This window comes from Algoriphagus sp. AGSA1 (assembly GCF_021390545.1).
GTDB lineage: Bacteria > Bacteroidota > Bacteroidia > Cytophagales > Cyclobacteriaceae > Algoriphagus.
The window spans coordinates 26,481-42,251 of record NZ_JAJUWR010000041.1 but is presented as its reverse complement, the minus strand read 5'-3'; the positions used below and the strand labels follow the sequence as shown (position 1 = coordinate 42,251).

Sequence of the window (15,771 nt, the reverse complement as noted above, 5' to 3'; positions counted from 1 at the left end):
TTCAGCCCGAACCAAGTTTTGGATATGGTGATGATCGCGTCCCGATTTTGATCGGGAAGGTCGTAGGTTCGAATCCTGCCACCCCGACGAAAGCCACTGATCAGTTTCAGTGGCTTTTCTGTTTTCAACCCAAACCAAGTTTTGGATATGGTGATGATCGCGTCCCGATTTTGATCGGGAAGGTCGTAGGTTCGAATCCTGCCACCCCGACGAAACCTGTTTCAAGGGAAATCAAAAGCCTGTAAATCTACTGATTTATAGGCTTTTCTGTTTTTTAGCCTTTAGTTCATATCAATGAATATCAAAAAAAATGTGCGTTATTCGGTGACCTAATTTAATGCTTAAATTTCACGCACAGAAAGTAACTTATACTTCTGTAAATCAGATTTTTGTATTAAAGTAATTAAACCAAATTAGACGCGATTTGATGCGATTTCGTTGTGCGTTATTCGGTGACCTTTTTAAAGTGATGTAAAAACCTTTAAAACAGTTCATTTATTATGAAAACAACTAACACGTTTGGAATCAGGTTTTTCTTAAAAAACAACTCTACAGACGATTTAGAGATCCCTCTTTACGTAAGGATCACTGTAGACGGAACCCGGGTGGACATCTCATTAAAGAGAAAAATAAATGTCTACGATTGGAACCCTGTCCTAGGATCGGCTAAAGGATCCAAAGAATCCTCTAAATCCTTAAACCATTATTTGAAAGAATTAGAAGCCCGGATTATCCAGATTTATCAGGAGTTTCAACTCAAAAAAGTAACTATTACCGCAGATGCTATCAAGCATGAGCTTTTGGGGACCCAAACAAAAGAACATACCGTTTCCATGCTCTTTGAATACCACAATGAGAAGTACAGAAATGTTTTAGCATGGGGGACGCTCAAAAACTACTTCACAACCCAAAAGTATGTAATGGCCTTTTCAAAGGCTCAGTATGGCATAGAAGATTATTTCCTGCAGGACATCAATTACCGCTTTTTAAATGAGTTCGAATTATATCTGGTGAACTATGAGCCTCAGGACCATCATAAGCCGCTTGGAAATAACGGCATCATGAAGCACCTGGAAAGGTTTAGAAAAGTAATCAACTTAGCCTTGCGCATGGAATGGATGGTAAAGGATCCCTTTGCAAAATTCAGTTTCCGATACCAAAAAGTAGAAAGAACCTGCCTCAATCCTACTGAACTCAGTAGAATAGATGAAAAGCAATTTGATATCCAGCGGTTACAATACATCAGGGATCTGTTTGTTTTCAGCTGTTACACTGGGCTGAGCTATATAGATACCATGAAGCTGATGCATGATGATATAGTATTAGGCATGGATGGAGAATATTGGATATCCATAAGCAGACAAAAATCACAACAAAAGTCCAAGGTCCCTCTATTGCCTCAGGCCTTGGATATCATCAGACTTTACCAGGACAGGGAAAGACCCTATTCCAAAGGGAAAATTTTCCCGTTGATATCAAACCAAAAGGTGAATGCCTATCTCAAGGAAATCGCAATCATCTGTAAAGTCAAAAAAAACCTGACGTTCCATTTGGCCAGGCACACCTTTGCCACTACTGTTACTCTTTTAAACGGTGTCCCGATTGAAACTGTAAGTAAAATGCTAGGGCATGCGAGTATCAAAACTACACAGATCTATGCTAAAGTAGTTGAGAAAAAAGTCAGTGATGATATGAAAAAACTTAGAAGGAAGCTCGGCAAATCTAAATGATCCATTCACCACCTTCGGGTGGTGATGTGACTTTATGTAGGGTATTAGCACGATTTTGTGACTTATTCACCAAAATCAAAGGTAAATGGCAGCAGAAATCATCACATTAAATGACTTGGAGAGGTTCGGTACTGAATTGAAAGCAGATATAAAAAAAATGCTTTCAAGCCTGAACGGGCAACCGACCAAGAAATGGCTTAAATCCCATGAAGTGAGAAAATTATTGGATATTTCACCTGGAACGCTTCAGCACCTTAGGGTAAACGGCACTATGCCATTCACCAAGATTGGAGGAGTGATCTACTACGACCATGAGGATATAGTCAGACTATTTGAAAAAAATAAGCGAGTGAACAGCTTTCCAGATGATGGAATATAAGAGAAATGATCTAAACCAGAAGCCAAACTTGGGATTTGGAATTGATGTCCCTCCTCTCCTCGTTCATGTTAAAATTATTTTTGACCAACAAGATCTTCAAGAGAGTGATGCCATTGAGTTCTTTAATCTTTTTCAAACGAGAGGCTGGAAAACCAAGACTGGTGCTCCTGTTAAAAACTGGAAACATGTGTTGGATCAGTGGATTTGGGAACTTAAAAAAGGTATTTAATAAAATTAGCTCCACTTAAACCACAAAAATAGAAATATGAAAATCGGAAAAGCATATGGATTTTAGGGTAGTCAACCTTCAAATTATCACATCGAAGACCAAAGTCGGAACTATATTAGGTCGAGTAAATAAGGGAGCTCCCTTTTAAAAGCCCCCTTCATTTGCAAAGGAATAGTATCAGTCTTCAGTTAAGATCAAATGGTCTAAAACTAGTAAATCCATAGCCCTACCTATTTTAACTAGTTTAGCTGTCAATCGTTTATCTTGCCTAGAGGGCATAAGGTTTCCTCACAGATGGCGGGAGGCTTCCTTTAGCGTTGTAGCAAAAACCAGTTTGGCATTGACCATTGTACCGGTAGTTCGAATCTCTTATTTCACTTGAAATGAGACAATTATAAATTAAACTTACGAAAACGCTATATAAAATTACTGTGAGTTCTAAATCAATAAACCCGGCAATCACGCCGGGTTTATATAAATAATTCAATGTAAATTTCTTGGTCAAACCTTAGCTCCTCTTGATTTGCTTTTAACCTGCTCTTTCTTTTTTACTTCCATTTTCACCTCCCTTTGAGCTACACTTAAATCACCAAGCTTCACACGTTTCCCCTGCTCATTATAAACATTCAGCGTCTTATATTTTGGATTTGCCTCCAGCTGAAACTTTCCCTCATTCCCCTCAATTTCTACCTGATGCCTGTTGCCCTTCTTTAGGCTATAATACAAAAGGTCAAGCTGTTCTGTTGCCTCAACACCCTTAACCTGTAGCTTATCAACAGATTTCTCCAAATCAAAACCATATTGCTGATGGTACTGGTTTAATTTATGTTGACCTTTCTCATCCATGAATGACATATCAAGTTGCATCCAGGCATTGTATCGCTCCCCTTCTTTGTTGAAAAGGCTTTTATATACCGCTCTCCCTTCCAGTAAATTTAAAGCTTCCTTAGCCGTGATCCCTTGATTTTGGAAAAACCGCTGGGACAGCTCTTTACCATCCGATGTACTAAGTCTTGCATCAAAACCATTGTAATAGTACTTACCTTCGTCTGACTTTCTGAAGTGAAGCCCATATTCCAGTTTTTTATCGCCCAAATCCTTTAGCAGGTTAATTTCAATATCTGTTTTACCAGCTTTCATCTGTTTTTCGAGCTCCGAATTCCCGGATTCCCCAAATCCTGAATACTTCATCCTATCCTGTAATTCCTGTATATTATCTTTTAATGTCATGGTATTATTGGTTTAAGTGAAAATCATCAAGAGTTCCTGCTTTCAGCAAATTTCTGCCTGAGACAGAAAATACAGGGTTCCTGTCTCCGTTCTGTTCAAAAACCCTTATTGTAAATTCTTTCGTATCCGATATTGTAAATCTTGGAAAAGCAGCTACTGCATAGGAAATGGAATTTCCAGCAACATTCTTAAATCCGGAGAAAGCAACAGGCTTCATTACTATTTCTCTTTTTGCAGTCCTTTTTGCAGTATTTTTATCTTGTACGGTGTACTCCAATTTAGCAGGCTGATAATTTATCCCACTTCTGTTCTCTACTGCAAACTGTAAAAACAACAGCCCTTCTTTCTCTACTATAGCACCCAACCCAATGCGTATTTTACCTTGTTTAGTGCCCCATCTTTCTACAGAAACACTGGATGAGAGCAGGCTTTCCAATAGTGAATGCATTGCAGATGGCATCATTTCAATGCCATCCAGTCGAACTTCAGCATAGTTTATATTTTCCTGTTTACCTATATCGATTGGTCGTACATCGGGATATTCAGTATAGCTGACAGAAAACGGATATAATTTTCCCCGCTTGGTAATCACGTACATGCTTGTAGTCATAAAGTTTCTTTGGCCTGCCTTCAGTTTAAGCACATTGGGTGAGGATTTGTCTTTTTGTGCCAATACCGCCGGACTCCCAAAATCAGCGCTGCTCACTTCATCGGGGAAAACAAGAACTGTGGTCATATCCCATCCAATGTGAAGTGGGTACGTTTCCACATTTGTCTCACTGACATGTTGGGCATAGCAGAAATTCGAAAACGCGAACGCCATCAAGAGAATATATATTTTCATGGTTTATATGGTTATTAAGTAATTAATGATTGGTTCTGTCGGCCAAAAGGAGCGGGTGCCCCGCCTTAACCTTTACTTTGATAAGCTTAGCCTTCTTGGAGAATATTCCTTTTACAGCTTCCATACCTGCCATGGAAGCCTGAGCTTCCCAAGAATTTGACATGTTCATCATATTCATTGACTGGATTCCATTACCTGCACCCTTCTTGACAGCTTCCCGTGTGATCGCATTGGGTATTCTGATACCAGGAAGTGCATCCAGATCGATTGCCTCCAGATTAACAGGAATAATAAGATTTCCTTTACGGATAGACTTAACCTGGATGTTGAGCCGTTCACCATCTAAAGAGCAGATTCCTGTAAGCGCAGTTCCTATTGGAAGCTGCTGTCCTTTAATATAGATTGGCTGGGCTAGCTCCAAGTCAATGGAAGCCCCATCTACAACCTCCTGATCAATGGTGATTTTGGCGGAAATTGCAGGCATGATTTCCGAAAAAGCCGTAGTCCTGTCTTCTTCGAGTGTATAAAACCCATTGTTTACCCTATGTAAGGAACCAGGGGATCCAGTGGTCTTGCCCCCATTTTCCAGCTCAAAGGGAACTGTACTAACCTCAAAAATTCTGGGATCTCGAACCGCCCTTATTTCATTCATTCGTTCCTGAACACGCTGCGGATGCTGTACATCAAGCAACTTTTCCAGCATTGCATCAATCTGTTTCAATTCTGGATCTTCCATTTCAGGATTTATAACTGAAGCCATCATAGCCTCTAACCTTTCCAAATCAGGATCATCAGTTGGATCAGTGGCCACCGGATCAATCGCCTGTGCTTTATTAGTAGGAAAATAGTGAGCAGGTTCGGAATCGGTAATGAGTTTTTCCAGATCAGAGAGTTTATCTCTCACTGAATTCTCTGCTTCTTCCAAAGAACTATTCTCAACCTTAACTGTAGATAAAAACAAGTCTTCAGAACCAGATTTTTCACTAGTCTGAAATTCGGCAAAAGGATCCATTCTACGCTGTTCCTTTAGCTTTAACGCTTTTCTTTCCGCCTGCTCGTAAGATTCCAGCTTATCCAATTCAACAGCTTCTATCCTTGCTTCCGGTAGGGATAGGTTCAGTCCTTTTTGCAATCCATATTCTATAGGTGAAGAACCCTTTCCTCCTCCCAAAGCCCAAAATGCCAAACATAGAAATGGTAGGGTGAGTAATGGAAGCACCAGTAGAAATTTGCGTTCTCTTTTTTGTTTTTCATTCAAAGGATTCATCAAGTAGTTCATTTAGTGGTATATAATTTATTGAATCATAATAAATTAAAGGAAACTCTAAATCAGGGGGTATACTAGAAAATGATACAACACTATTGGTTTCCCAATGCAGCAAACCACAGTAAATCATAGTGGAAAGAAGCACAAAGAGCACTACCACTTGCTTCTTGTCCTTTACAGGTAGGCGGTTAAACTTTACCGAGAAGCTGTCCATCCAAGAGGACGCCTTCTGCCAAACAGGAGTGCGGAAATGAATATGAACACCCATTATCCTCATCTTTTGGCAACTTCGATATCCTTGTTTGATATCGTTTCCCAATTCTCAATCAAAAACCCATGTGGGTTTTGGTCTGTACGGTCTATGTGCCTGAGTCTGCCGTTCGTAATAAGTTGTCTGGTCACTACTGAGGTAGGACGTATTATCTTCTGGGTTCCGTAGTATTGGAAGGTAAAGGGGTAGGTATCCAGAAAAACCTGAATACTGTCCATCATCAAGGTCTGGTTGATATTTGCGGAAACCAATTCGTTGTAATACCCTTTTTCACGTAGATTATCATAGACTTTTTTCGCAGAGGCATCAGCTAGATACAGACTCTTTGCAACCTGTTCCCTGATAAAGTGTTCATCTGGACTCAGCGTAAAGAAATAGTGATGGAACATCTTTACATGATCCCGGGTCTCCACGGGTATATTTTCCTTTTTTGTTTCCGAAAAAGCCTCCAAGACTTTGCCTTCAGCGAGTATATATATTCTTTCCTGTGCCTCCTGTGTAATATGAAAGGCTTTAATTCCGAAAAAAGCCGCAAAGCTCAATGATCCCAATACGGCGGCAAAGGAGAGGTATTTCACATGGTGAAAAGCGGTATCAATATTTTTTAGATTCTCGAACATCAGATTTTATTTTATCAGGTATTTAACTGCATGAGCTCCTGCAGCCCCGCCTGAAATGGCTGCACTGCTGGTTTTATTCAAAAGGCTGTCCCTCCCGCCCGGCTGTACTATAAATGAGGCTACATTAGGCACTGTGAGATAACCGATAATGGCAATCACCATAAAAACCAGGTATCCTATAGAGGAGACAAAATCCCCATCCAGCACAAGCATGTTAAGCTGGATTTTAGCGATGATAGCACCAAAGATATTTGCTACCGGAAGCCACATAGAAACATTGATATATCTCGCAAACCAGGCGGCCAGCGTATGCTGAAATCCATCAAAGACAGACAGACCAAAAACAAGCGGGCCTAAGATTGAAAGCACAACCAACTGAAATGTCCGGATGGTATTGATACAAAGCGCCGCCGCAAAAAATAAAACCTGAAGAAGCAATGAGATCATTTTATTCATTACCGCTTTGAGGTTGGACACAAAAAGCTCGTTGGTCATCCTCTCCCAGATACCCACCTCTTTAATGTTTTCCGGATGGTGTTGGGCCCCACTTTCATTCAGGTAATTCAGGTAAGGTTCCGGTTCCTCCGTTTCCATTTCTTCAAGGTGTCTGGAAATGGCGATATTGCTTCCCTCCACCATTTCAGAGGTTGCCCTGACTATAGGGGACATGGCTCCGTTGATCACGGCCAACACCTGGGGAAACAACATGATGGCAATGCCTATTGCAAAAGGGCGGAGCAGAGGATACATATCGATGGGTTCCGCTCTGGCTATATGCCCCCAAACCCTGTATCCAATGTACCAGATGGCCGCAAACCCGGCCAAGGCACGTGCTACCGTGATTAGATTGCTTGCCAATGGAATCATTTCATCATATAGTCTGGCCAACACCTGGTGCAAGCCATCAACACTTCCTGAAACCGTCTGGGCTTGAACTGAAGTCAAATCCAACAACAACAAACTGATAACCATAATAAATACTCGATTATGCATAGAAGATTATGTATGGTCTAATACTTAAATACCTAATAACAACCTCAGGGCATCTCCCAATTTTAGAGAACATAATTCAGGGATTTATCCCGACTAATGTCCCTATGGTCTCCTGTTCTTTCTTCATCCGTACCCTCCGATTATAAACAGCAGAGATTTCACTGTTAAATTCCCGAACACTAACAAGGACACCTGACATCTCAAGGTGAAGGCGGTCTATCGCCTCCAGCCGTTCAAAATCCGACATGCGTAATTCTCCCGCAGTAAGGATCATTGCCAGTTCATCCAGATTTTGTAGGGATGTTTTAAAAAGTCCGGCATAGACATCCCCCAAATAAGCCAGTTCAGCTGGAGTGAAGACAATATCTTTTTTCACCTCTTTATAAGTGGATTGATATTCATTTATAATCCACTGTTGGACCCGGATAATTTCAGCAACCCGATAATATTTCCTCACCTCAGGACTCACACTTAACAATCCGTTTAAAAATGCCTCATGAAGCTTGAAATTGCCCTCGGTTATATCCTTTACGCTATTGTACCCATTGTTCAGAATCACATATCCCTCATACATGTTCTGTAAAATTTTCTTCATTTGGGTCAGTTTTTCGTAATTCAATATAAGTTGTGTCGCTTCGTGTGCCTGGGATTTCCCGCTTAAGGGGCACATCAGACATACCAAGGTTAACCCAGTCAATATGAATTGTCTATAGTGTCTAATCATTATATAGCGCTTTGATTTGATTCCTTTCGAGATCATCTTTGCTCCTGTGTAGATTAAGCTGTCGGATCTGCCCATTGTATAGTTTAAGAGCAGAGTAGAGTCTGGTAATTTCCTTGTCCAACTTTGCTATCAACTCCATTCTCTCGCCGTCTTCCATATCATAAGTAAGGGAAGTAAGCAAGTCATCCAGTTCGCGGACCATATACCCAGATTCTGTTAGACAGGTTTGGTTGAATCCAAGTATGTGTGAGGTATCCGATGTCCCCCATTTCCCGTTACTCTTCAGATAAGTCCCCATCCAATCCACCTCCTTTTGAATCTGACCGTAGATCCAAACTATATGCTTCCCAGTAGGGTCATTAGCCACCACCGGATGAACCTTGGTAAGGGAGGCAAAATAATCCCGGTGCAAGGTAAACTCTCCATCTTGTGCCAAGTCGACCAGATTCCATCCTACCCTGGCGATCTCATATCCTTTTTTAGCCACTTCCAGATAACCTTTAAGAGCTACAATCTGGTTGACTTTATAGGCAGTCTGTAGTTGCTTCTGCTTAGTCCATTCCTGCAGCGTCTGCCCTTCCGTCATTGTACCTAAAAGCATCAGCAGAATGGCCGTGCAGGATACCCGCATGAAGATATAGTCAATCCACCCCATAATTTTCCTTTATGATGTTCATAGACTTCATAGTTCGGGAATGCATGATTTTATAATTCTGTGCGTTCACCCTTCTCAGCTCCTCCAGGTTTTTCCGGATGTTATCCTCAGTAAGATGGATGGTGGCAAGCCTGTCCGCATCATTCATCTGGGAGGTAAATGAGGTCATGATACCCATGAGGTGGTTAAGGTGTTCCAAAGAGGCGTTCAATATGCGTTGGTACACTTTTCCAATAAGCTCTTTCTCTTCTGACCGCAAAACCGAAGAGCTATTTGCCAGGCTCCAAGCTTGTTGGTATTCCTTTACAAGCTGTTTTTGCATGTCAGCGATTTCCTTTACCCTGTTGATTTGGGAAATCAGGCTCTTGACTTTCCATAGTTCCTGGAATAATCCCTCATACTGTTCCCGCTGCTTATCACTCCAGTCATAAATCTCCTGAAGCTTAAGTTTGCTGAGCTTATTTTCAAGAACTTTCTGGGCATTCTGAAGCCAAATTGTCTGGTTTTGCAAGCGTTGCACTTTCAGGTCAATTGCCTGAATTGCCTTTTTCACAGCGGCTTTTACGACTTCCATAATCAAGGTGATAGGAACGGCAGAAGTGGTCTGGGTTGGCAAAACCGTCAACCCGATTGCCAATGGAAATATCATAGATAAAATTTTGATTTTTAACTTCATAAGATTAAAGTGTTAATGTTCTGCAGCAAGTAATTCTATAGCCTTTTTCCTGGAACCATACTTGATGGTATATTCCTCGACCTTCATTTTTTCCCGTTCCTCGGTTGTATATGTAAGGTATTCCTCCTTGCTCACCTCAACTCTAAAGACCTTCTGATAGATACTGATGTACACTTCCTTGTAATTTCTGCCGGGTTCCTTGGCCTTGTTCATGGAAAGGATGATTGCTTTTTCCTGGTCAGTCAATCCCAGAAGTTCCTGTATGTCATTGAACTTGTTCTGATACTTGCTCTGATCCAGCAAGATCTTTATATCAGCATTGTTGATTATTGCATTTTTGATTATAGGACTGGAGATAATATCCTCTACATCCTGGGTTACGACCATAGCTTCACCGAAGAACTTCCTTACCGTTTTAAATAGGTACTTGATGTACTCTGCCATCCCTTCTTTGGCAATAGCCTTCCAGGCTTCCTCAATAAGGATGATCTTTCTGATACCCTTTAGTTTTCTCATTTTGGAGATGAAGATCTCCATGATCATCAGGGTCACCACAGGGAACAGAATAGGATGGTCCTTGATATTGTCCAGTTCAAAGACAATGAACCGCTGATGCAGCAAATCCAGATTATCCCGTGCATTTAACAAATAGTCAAACTCCCCTCCCCGGTAATAAGGACGTAGCACAAACATGAAATTTTCCACATCGAAATCCCGGGCATTTACCCCATCATTTTTCAATGTTTCCCTGAATTCCTTTCCCACATACCTATAGAAAGTATCAAAGCATGGAAATATCTCCGGCTCTCTATCCAACAACTCAAAATATCCTGAAAGTGCATTGGATAATGCCACATATTCGGATCTCCGAAAAGATTCATCATCTTTCTTCCATAGTGCATGAAGAAGCGTCTTAAGACTTTCTTTCTTCTCCGTATCCGGACGTTTCCTTCCCTCGATGTAAAAAGGATTGAAACAGATGGGATTTTCCTCTTCATAGGCGAAGTAATAGCCCTTCATCAACTCACAAAGCCCCCGGTAGGAATGCCCTACATCTACCAGAACCACATGGGCACCCTGCTCATAATAGGTTCTCATCATATGGTTGGTAAGAAAGGACTTTCCTGATCCGGAAGGCCCCAACACAAACTTGTTCCTGTTGGTGATCAGCCCCTGTTTCATGGGCTCATCAGAAATATCCACATGAATAGGATATCCCGTGATCCTGTCTCCAAACCTTATTCCTACCGGACTGCGGGAAGTGAGGTAATGGGTTTCTGAATTAAAGAAGCAAGTGGCCTGTGCGATAAAAGTGTCAAACGTCTCATTGACTGGAAATGAAGCCTGATTGCCAGGCAGACCAGCCCAGAAAATCTGGGCAGCCCCAACCGTTTCCAACCTGGGTACCACATTCATCTTCGCAAGAGCTCCGGCTGTTAAGTTGCGGAGTTTTCCTACCTCTTGCCTATCATCCGTCCACACCATCACATTGAAGTGTGCTTTGACCGCTTTTCTTCCCGTTGAGATAGCCTCATTAAGAAACTCTGCAGTAGCATCCCTTGAAATGGCATTCTCACGGGAATAATTTGACAGTGATTCCAATCGGAGTCTTTTGGCTTCCAGTTCTTTGAGCCTTTTTCTATGGTCCTCTATGAAAAGAAACTGGTTGTATATATGGTTGCAAGGCAACAGGCATCCGACTGATGTAGCGAATCCTATAGGAAATGTTGTCTTATCCGTGCCGTAGGGCTCATAGGTGCGGTATGGGCTCACAGACGAAGGCAAATCTTCAACATCTCCCATAGAAAACAGCTGGACAAATTTTTCACCTATTCTCCATTCAGGTTTGAACTGGATATCCTGAAGGACTTCAGGATTACCCAGCGTAAGGTATTCTTCAATCAATCCAGTTTTCTTGGATGTTCCGGCAATTTGCCTCCCGGTCAGCCGGTTCAAAGTAATACCCGCATCAGCCAAAATCTGGTTGAGCTGTCCTACTGTATTAAGGAATTCTTCTGTTCTGTTACTTTCAAACGATTCAAGAGGAAGCAGGGATTTCCGCAACAGGTTTGACATAGACGAGTTCCCAAGCTTACTTCCTTTTGGACGTTTGGTGATTGATAAAGTACAGCGATGTGCCAGATGTGGTCTTTCCGCAAAGAATCGCTCGCTGGAAAGTGAATGAAAGGAATGTTCGGCCCCCTCGAATTTTCCAAAGTAAGAATCATCAACAAACCAGTCCTGTTTATGCAACACAGTATTTCCCTCCAAAAGACCTATAGCTTTGTTCCAGGCATGCTGAACTGCCTCATATCCTGCAGGACTTTGTGAGAATATTTCTGGCAATCCCACTTCAAAGACTACTGTCATATCTCCCGGACGGGACAGAATCATGTCGTGCTCAAGTTTATATAAGGGAAACATTTTTTGCAGATCCATAGTTACTGAGCCATTAATCCTGTAAAACAATTCCGGCTACGTATTACCAGGTTTTCTGGAACCTGTTTTCTGGCCATTTTTTTCATCAGCCCATGTTCCCCATAAGTCGCACTCAAATGAAAAACTGTAAAGAAGACAGCGCCTGCGAGCACCGTAGCAATGGCCAGACAAGCATACATAGAAAGGCCTGCTACATAACACAGTGCAAAGACTATCAAAGTCATACCCACACCTGCAGCCAAATATCCGATATACTGTCCCTTTAGCCCTTTAATCTCAATCGGCTTATTTATCCCTTTATTTACCTCGTATTGAATCATGTTCAGTTTCAAATGACACACTGTTTTGTATTCATTAAAGATTATGAGTCCGGAATTACCTATTGGCATATTTTCATCCGAAATGACTTTCTCTTATCCGCTTTCTGTTTTCCGCTACAAACTCCAACAACCCGGAATTTTCTAAGGGAGTAATTTGTGCAGAGGGCACAGGGTCGAAAGGATGCATCTTAAGAAAATACTCGTCACCCAATCCGTAATTTCTTGCTAAGCCTACAGGATCCAGCCCCATTTCATCTGGAATTTTCACCAGAACCACATGGTCAGGTACAGCGACCAAATCCGGGGAGGAGTGCAGAATGCACATATTCTTCACATCAAAGAAAAACAGGTAATGTCTCCCATCTGGGCCTGTTACCATCTCATCCAGATTGAGCTTTTTCCAAGGAAAATCCACATTCCTTAATTCATTTAGCCGGACATCCACCGTAAAGCAATGCCCGGCGACATCAATTACTGGGAGAACTCCCTTCTTTCTCAGTTCGAGTTGATCCATATCCCCTGCTTGATCAGACTCCGAAGAAACTCTGAAGTACGGTAGCCACCACAACCAAAAACACACAGGAACCGAACCATGCAGCTGCCACTTTACCGGTATCCGGTTCACCATTGTTCCATTTGTTGAATACTTTTACCGCTCCTACCAGCCCTACTATTGCCCCTATCGCGTACATTAGATTTGTACCTGCCTGAAAGTACCCCCTTACCTGCTGGGAGGCCTCGGTAATTCCCGCAACCCCATCTTGGGCAGATGCAATTCCTGCTATCAGGAATAAATAAGCCGTACCGATACATCTTGTGGTTTTCTTCATAGTAGTATAGTTATGTTCGTGTTGAAATTGCGGTATGAGGAAGGTCTAGCAGTTCCTGAATGTCTTCTTCAGATATAGCTAGCGCATGCACCTGAGCTGAAAGGAGAATATGCCTAGCTAGCAAAGAACGGACAGCTAATCCCTCATCCCCCTTAAGAATCTGCAGCTTGATCCTGAGCTTGCCAAGAAGCTCTTCACTTGTGCTGCATATAGGAATGACATCTGTGTCTATCTCGTCGATCAGCTTGGCCAATTTTTCCATCAGTAACCCATCATGCTTACTAGTTCCCTTAGAAAGCGTAGTCGCACTGTTCTCTTGAATCTTATTCAATATTCCCGAAAACTCTGGACGGAAATAGCGAATAAGTACATAGCAGTAGTAAAAAACCAATACTGTTGCCAGACCTTGTAGAAATTCGCCCCAGGAGATTGCATCCATCATATCTGCTTGATTTTGAGCATGCAAACTGGGGCGGAATTTCAAAAATCTTCCACACTGAATACCGAAGGGGGAGAAAAAAATTCAGATATCTCCCCTACTGTTTAGATCTGTATTATCCATCCAGCGCTCCAGCTTGTCTTTAAGACGGTCCAGGAAAGTTGTTCGGCTGTTCTTCCGGATACGTATTTCCTGAAAAGTGCGGTAAAACTGGGATAGGTCCTGATGGAAGGCGTTTTCCAGATGGGTTGCAATATCCCTGATAGATGCATTTCCGTTATTTATGGCACCCGAGGCCTTCAAAGCATAAGCAAGCTCCACTAATGCGGCTTTTGTCGCAGTCCACCGGATAGAATGGTTAATGCCGTTCACTCCTTTGTTACTTAGCTTTCCCAGTTCTTTTTGCAGATACCCATGAAGTTCCTGATAAGCCCGAAACCTAGCAAAGACCTTACCTACAGGCAATGAATTAGGATCCCCGTGAGGCAAGGGTCGGGAAAAAAAGATAAAATCTTTCAGACCCTGACGGGCAAAGAGTTGTTGATCCAAATCCGATCGATCCAAACACCAGTATTCATACAATGATTGATATCGTCTCCTGTACATCATTATAGGAACATACTGGCTTTCTAAGTATTTTATCCGGTTCTTTTTCCCTTCTGGCAATGAAGAGATTAAATAATACAGCTCACCAAAGTAGATCAGTTCGGCTTCAAACCCAGGTCTTATTTTCTTGAAAAACTCTATTTCAGATTCTTGAGTATCAAAAACGTCGGAAGCCTTCACTTTGCTGCAATAATCAGAAGCAATAAGATAGGCCTGTTCAGTTCTTACTAGTGGGTTGGAAGAAGTTGATCCTATAGCTGCAATTTCCTCCTTCATCTTTAAAAAAAGATGACTAAATTGTTCATTGTAATCCATAATATGAGAGGTTAGTGGGAAATAAATCCCGGTTAAAAACTGCCCGCGAGTTAAATATTTCCTTAAGCCTGGGTACCAAATAGGCCGGCCACAAACATAGGATCACTAGGGGAAAAACTTTAAAAAAGACTCAATTGAAAAAATGAATCAGGTGATTATAGGAATGAAATGCCACTAAACACGCTTGAAAAATAATGCCTTATTCAGGGTTTACTACTATAAAACCGCTGTTAAAAGTGCCATTTAACTATATTTAGAGCACCTATAACCCAATCCTTTCAAAAATTAACGAAGAGTTTATTATCTTATCTACCTAGGATCTCAGTTTAAGCAAGGATCAGCAATTTTCCTGATTCCAATAATGGAGGAAGGGAAACAAACATTTTTGTTTTGGTGAAAAGGAAGCTCCCGGTACGATATAACGATCAGGTGATGCGCATACTTTTATGTGTAATCGCTGCATTCCTTGTGGCTATGTACGGCACCGGGGCGCGCTTTTTGGATTCACTCTCCAACAATTCATTTTTCGTAAAGTTGTTGGCGGCCTTCTTAATGGCCTTTCTTTTCATTGAATTTATCCATTGGGTGACAGTTCAGCTTGACAAAAAATATGACTGGAAAGATAGCCCACTCCTTCGTCTCACCTTACAGTTTACACTTGGAGTGCTCCTACCTGGGGTAGTAGATTACTTTTTCCTGTCTCTTTATCAATGGTACTTTGGTCTAACCACATCCTCCGCAAATCCCGGACTAAACAACTCTATACCGGCCATGGCGCTGCCAGTGTTCCTTTTCAATATCTATTACCTGTTCTATTACCAAATCCTAAGAAACCGAGAAGGCAATACATACACCAAAACCGAGATGGAAATCCTGCTTGTACAACAGGGAACCAAAACTATTCCCATGGAACTGCAAAATATACGTTTCATTTACCACCAAGACAGAATGAACTATCTGGTGACATCCAACCAAACCACCTATTTCATCAATGAAACCCTGGATGAACTGGAGCAGAAATTACCACCCCGTGATTTCTTCAGGATAAACAGGAAAATGATTATCCAGTACCGCTCCTGTCAGGACTTTCGGTCAAACGGGCATGGGAAACTGTTCGTGCATCTTTCCCCCTCATTCCATGAAGAAGTGACAGTTAGCCAGAGTAGAGCAGGAAAATTCAAAGAATGGATCAGACGGTGAGACA

General features: G+C 41.7%; 20 protein-coding genes. 5 read left to right on the top strand and 15 right to left on the bottom strand.

Annotated elements, in window-relative coordinates:
* The 4 genes from LZF95_RS23255 to LZF95_RS23240 all read left to right on the top strand — a co-directional run.
* Positions 1-245 (top strand): hypothetical protein (locus LZF95_RS23255; RefSeq protein WP_233757723.1); only part of this gene is annotated, 245 nt, incomplete at its 5' end.
* Between the two features lie 255 nt (positions 246-500).
* Positions 501-1,730 (top strand): site-specific integrase, encoded by a 1,230-nt coding sequence (locus tag LZF95_RS23250; RefSeq protein WP_192085491.1) that lies wholly within the window; start codon positions 501-503, stop codon positions 1,728-1,730.
* An 85-nt stretch (positions 1,731-1,815) separates the two neighbouring features.
* A complete protein-coding gene (locus LZF95_RS23245) occupies positions 1,816-2,109 on the top strand; it encodes a helix-turn-helix domain-containing protein (RefSeq protein ID WP_192085492.1) in 294 nt (97 codons plus the stop codon).
* Entirely contained in the window at positions 2,096-2,338 is a 243-nt protein-coding gene (locus tag LZF95_RS23240) for a hypothetical protein (RefSeq protein WP_233757721.1), read from the top strand. Before LZF95_RS23245 ends, LZF95_RS23240 begins: the two co-directional genes overlap by 14 nt.
* A gap of 177 nt (positions 2,339-2,515) precedes the next feature.
* Here the strand turns inward: LZF95_RS23240 and LZF95_RS23235 are convergent, their stop codons facing one another.
* The 15 genes from LZF95_RS23235 to LZF95_RS23165 form a co-directional block, all read right to left on the bottom strand.
* Positions 2,516-2,617 carry a JAB domain-containing protein gene (locus LZF95_RS23235; protein WP_192085494.1) on the bottom strand — a complete coding sequence of 34 codons (102 nt, stop codon included), beginning with the start codon at positions 2,615-2,617 and terminating at the stop codon, positions 2,516-2,518.
* 222 nt (positions 2,618-2,839) lie between these two features.
* Positions 2,840-3,568, bottom strand: a complete 729-nt coding sequence (locus LZF95_RS23230; RefSeq protein WP_192085495.1) for a hypothetical protein — start codon at positions 3,566-3,568, stop codon at positions 2,840-2,842.
* 4 nt (positions 3,569-3,572) lie between these two features.
* The gene (locus tag LZF95_RS23225; RefSeq protein ID WP_192085496.1) at positions 3,573-4,412 is read right to left on the bottom strand and encodes a DUF4138 domain-containing protein; all 840 of its coding nucleotides are present in this window, start codon (positions 4,410-4,412) and stop codon (positions 3,573-3,575) included.
* A 22-nt stretch (positions 4,413-4,434) separates the two neighbouring features.
* Positions 4,435-5,691: a conjugative transposon protein TraM gene (gene traM, locus LZF95_RS23220; protein ID WP_192085497.1), complete on the bottom strand. Its 1,257-nt coding sequence runs from the start codon at positions 5,689-5,691 to the stop codon at positions 4,435-4,437.
* Between the two features lie 261 nt (positions 5,692-5,952).
* Complete coding sequence (gene traK, locus LZF95_RS23215; protein ID WP_192085498.1) at positions 5,953-6,570, bottom strand: conjugative transposon protein TraK; 618 nt, start codon at positions 6,568-6,570, stop codon at positions 5,953-5,955.
* Between the two features lie 6 nt (positions 6,571-6,576).
* On the bottom strand, positions 6,577-7,563 hold the full coding sequence (gene traJ, locus LZF95_RS23210; protein ID WP_225586737.1) for a conjugative transposon protein TraJ: 987 nt from the start codon (positions 7,561-7,563) through the stop codon (positions 6,577-6,579).
* A 76-nt stretch (positions 7,564-7,639) separates the two neighbouring features.
* Positions 7,640-8,158, bottom strand: coding sequence for a TerB family tellurite resistance protein (locus LZF95_RS23205; RefSeq protein ID WP_225586739.1), 519 nt, complete (start codon positions 8,156-8,158; stop codon positions 7,640-7,642).
* Between the two features lie 121 nt (positions 8,159-8,279).
* Positions 8,280-8,942, bottom strand: coding sequence for a hypothetical protein (locus LZF95_RS23200; protein WP_192085499.1), 663 nt, complete (start codon positions 8,940-8,942; stop codon positions 8,280-8,282).
* A complete protein-coding gene (locus LZF95_RS23195) occupies positions 8,929-9,618 on the bottom strand; it encodes a conjugal transfer protein TraI (RefSeq protein ID WP_192085500.1) in 690 nt (229 codons plus the stop codon). Before LZF95_RS23195 ends, LZF95_RS23200 begins: the two co-directional genes overlap by 14 nt.
* A 12-nt stretch (positions 9,619-9,630) precedes the next feature.
* The gene (locus tag LZF95_RS23190) at positions 9,631-12,057 is read right to left on the bottom strand and encodes a TraG family conjugative transposon ATPase (RefSeq protein WP_192085501.1); all 2,427 of its coding nucleotides are present in this window, start codon (positions 12,055-12,057) and stop codon (positions 9,631-9,633) included.
* Positions 12,058-12,059: 2 nt separating this feature from the next.
* Entirely contained in the window at positions 12,060-12,389 is a 330-nt protein-coding gene (locus LZF95_RS23185) for a DUF4133 domain-containing protein (RefSeq protein WP_225586740.1), read from the bottom strand.
* Positions 12,390-12,450: 61 nt separating this feature from the next.
* The gene (locus tag LZF95_RS23180) at positions 12,451-12,891 is read right to left on the bottom strand and encodes a hypothetical protein (protein ID WP_192085502.1); all 441 of its coding nucleotides are present in this window, start codon (positions 12,889-12,891) and stop codon (positions 12,451-12,453) included.
* A 13-nt stretch (positions 12,892-12,904) separates the two neighbouring features.
* Complete coding sequence (locus LZF95_RS23175; RefSeq protein WP_192085503.1) at positions 12,905-13,207, bottom strand: DUF4134 domain-containing protein; 303 nt, start codon at positions 13,205-13,207, stop codon at positions 12,905-12,907.
* Positions 13,208-13,217: 10 nt separating this feature from the next.
* Positions 13,218-13,649 (bottom strand): hypothetical protein, encoded by a 432-nt coding sequence (locus tag LZF95_RS23170; RefSeq protein WP_192085504.1) that lies wholly within the window; start codon positions 13,647-13,649, stop codon positions 13,218-13,220.
* An 81-nt stretch (positions 13,650-13,730) separates the two neighbouring features.
* The gene (locus tag LZF95_RS23165; RefSeq protein ID WP_233757719.1) at positions 13,731-14,567 is read right to left on the bottom strand and encodes an RteC domain-containing protein; all 837 of its coding nucleotides are present in this window, start codon (positions 14,565-14,567) and stop codon (positions 13,731-13,733) included.
* A gap of 393 nt (positions 14,568-14,960) precedes the next feature.
* Between LZF95_RS23165 and LZF95_RS27705 the strand changes: the two genes are divergently transcribed.
* Entirely contained in the window at positions 14,961-15,767 is an 807-nt protein-coding gene (locus LZF95_RS27705) for a LytTR family DNA-binding domain-containing protein (protein WP_192085506.1), read from the top strand.
* The last annotated feature ends 4 nt before the right edge of the window (positions 15,768-15,771 follow it).

Coding starts and splice junctions, on each gene's coding strand:
- LZF95_RS23205 (WP_225586739.1), bottom strand. CDS start 8,158: ATGAAGAAAATTTTACAGAACATGTATGAGGGATATGTGATTCTGAAC.
- LZF95_RS23230 (WP_192085495.1), bottom strand. CDS start 3,568: ATGACATTAAAAGATAATATACAGGAATTACAGGATAGGATGAAGTAT.
- traJ (WP_225586737.1), bottom strand. CDS start 7,563: ATGCATAATCGAGTATTTATTATGGTTATCAGTTTGTTGTTGTTGGAT.
- LZF95_RS23240 (WP_233757721.1), top strand. CDS start 2,096: ATGATGGAATATAAGAGAAATGATCTAAACCAGAAGCCAAACTTGGGA.
- LZF95_RS23170 (WP_192085504.1), bottom strand. CDS start 13,649: ATGATGGATGCAATCTCCTGGGGCGAATTTCTACAAGGTCTGGCAACA.
- LZF95_RS23190 (WP_192085501.1), bottom strand. CDS start 12,057: ATGGATCTGCAAAAAATGTTTCCCTTATATAAACTTGAGCACGACATG.
- LZF95_RS23245 (WP_192085492.1), top strand. CDS start 1,816: ATGGCAGCAGAAATCATCACATTAAATGACTTGGAGAGGTTCGGTACT.
- traM (WP_192085497.1), bottom strand. CDS start 5,691: ATGAACTACTTGATGAATCCTTTGAATGAAAAACAAAAAAGAGAACGC.
- LZF95_RS23165 (WP_233757719.1), bottom strand. CDS start 14,567: ATGGATTACAATGAACAATTTAGTCATCTTTTTTTAAAGATGAAGGAG.
- LZF95_RS23195 (WP_192085500.1), bottom strand. CDS start 9,618: ATGAAGTTAAAAATCAAAATTTTATCTATGATATTTCCATTGGCAATC.
- LZF95_RS23235 (WP_192085494.1), bottom strand. CDS start 2,617: ATGCCCTCTAGGCAAGATAAACGATTGACAGCTAAACTAGTTAAAATA.
- LZF95_RS23200 (WP_192085499.1), bottom strand. CDS start 8,942: ATGGGGTGGATTGACTATATCTTCATGCGGGTATCCTGCACGGCCATT.
- LZF95_RS23180 (WP_192085502.1), bottom strand. CDS start 12,891: ATGGATCAACTCGAACTGAGAAAGAAGGGAGTTCTCCCAGTAATTGAT.
- LZF95_RS23175 (WP_192085503.1), bottom strand. CDS start 13,207: ATGAAGAAAACCACAAGATGTATCGGTACGGCTTATTTATTCCTGATA.
- LZF95_RS23225 (WP_192085496.1), bottom strand. CDS start 4,412: ATGAAAATATATATTCTCTTGATGGCGTTCGCGTTTTCGAATTTCTGC.
- traK (WP_192085498.1), bottom strand. CDS start 6,570: ATGTTCGAGAATCTAAAAAATATTGATACCGCTTTTCACCATGTGAAA.
- LZF95_RS23250 (WP_192085491.1), top strand. CDS start 501: ATGAAAACAACTAACACGTTTGGAATCAGGTTTTTCTTAAAAAACAAC.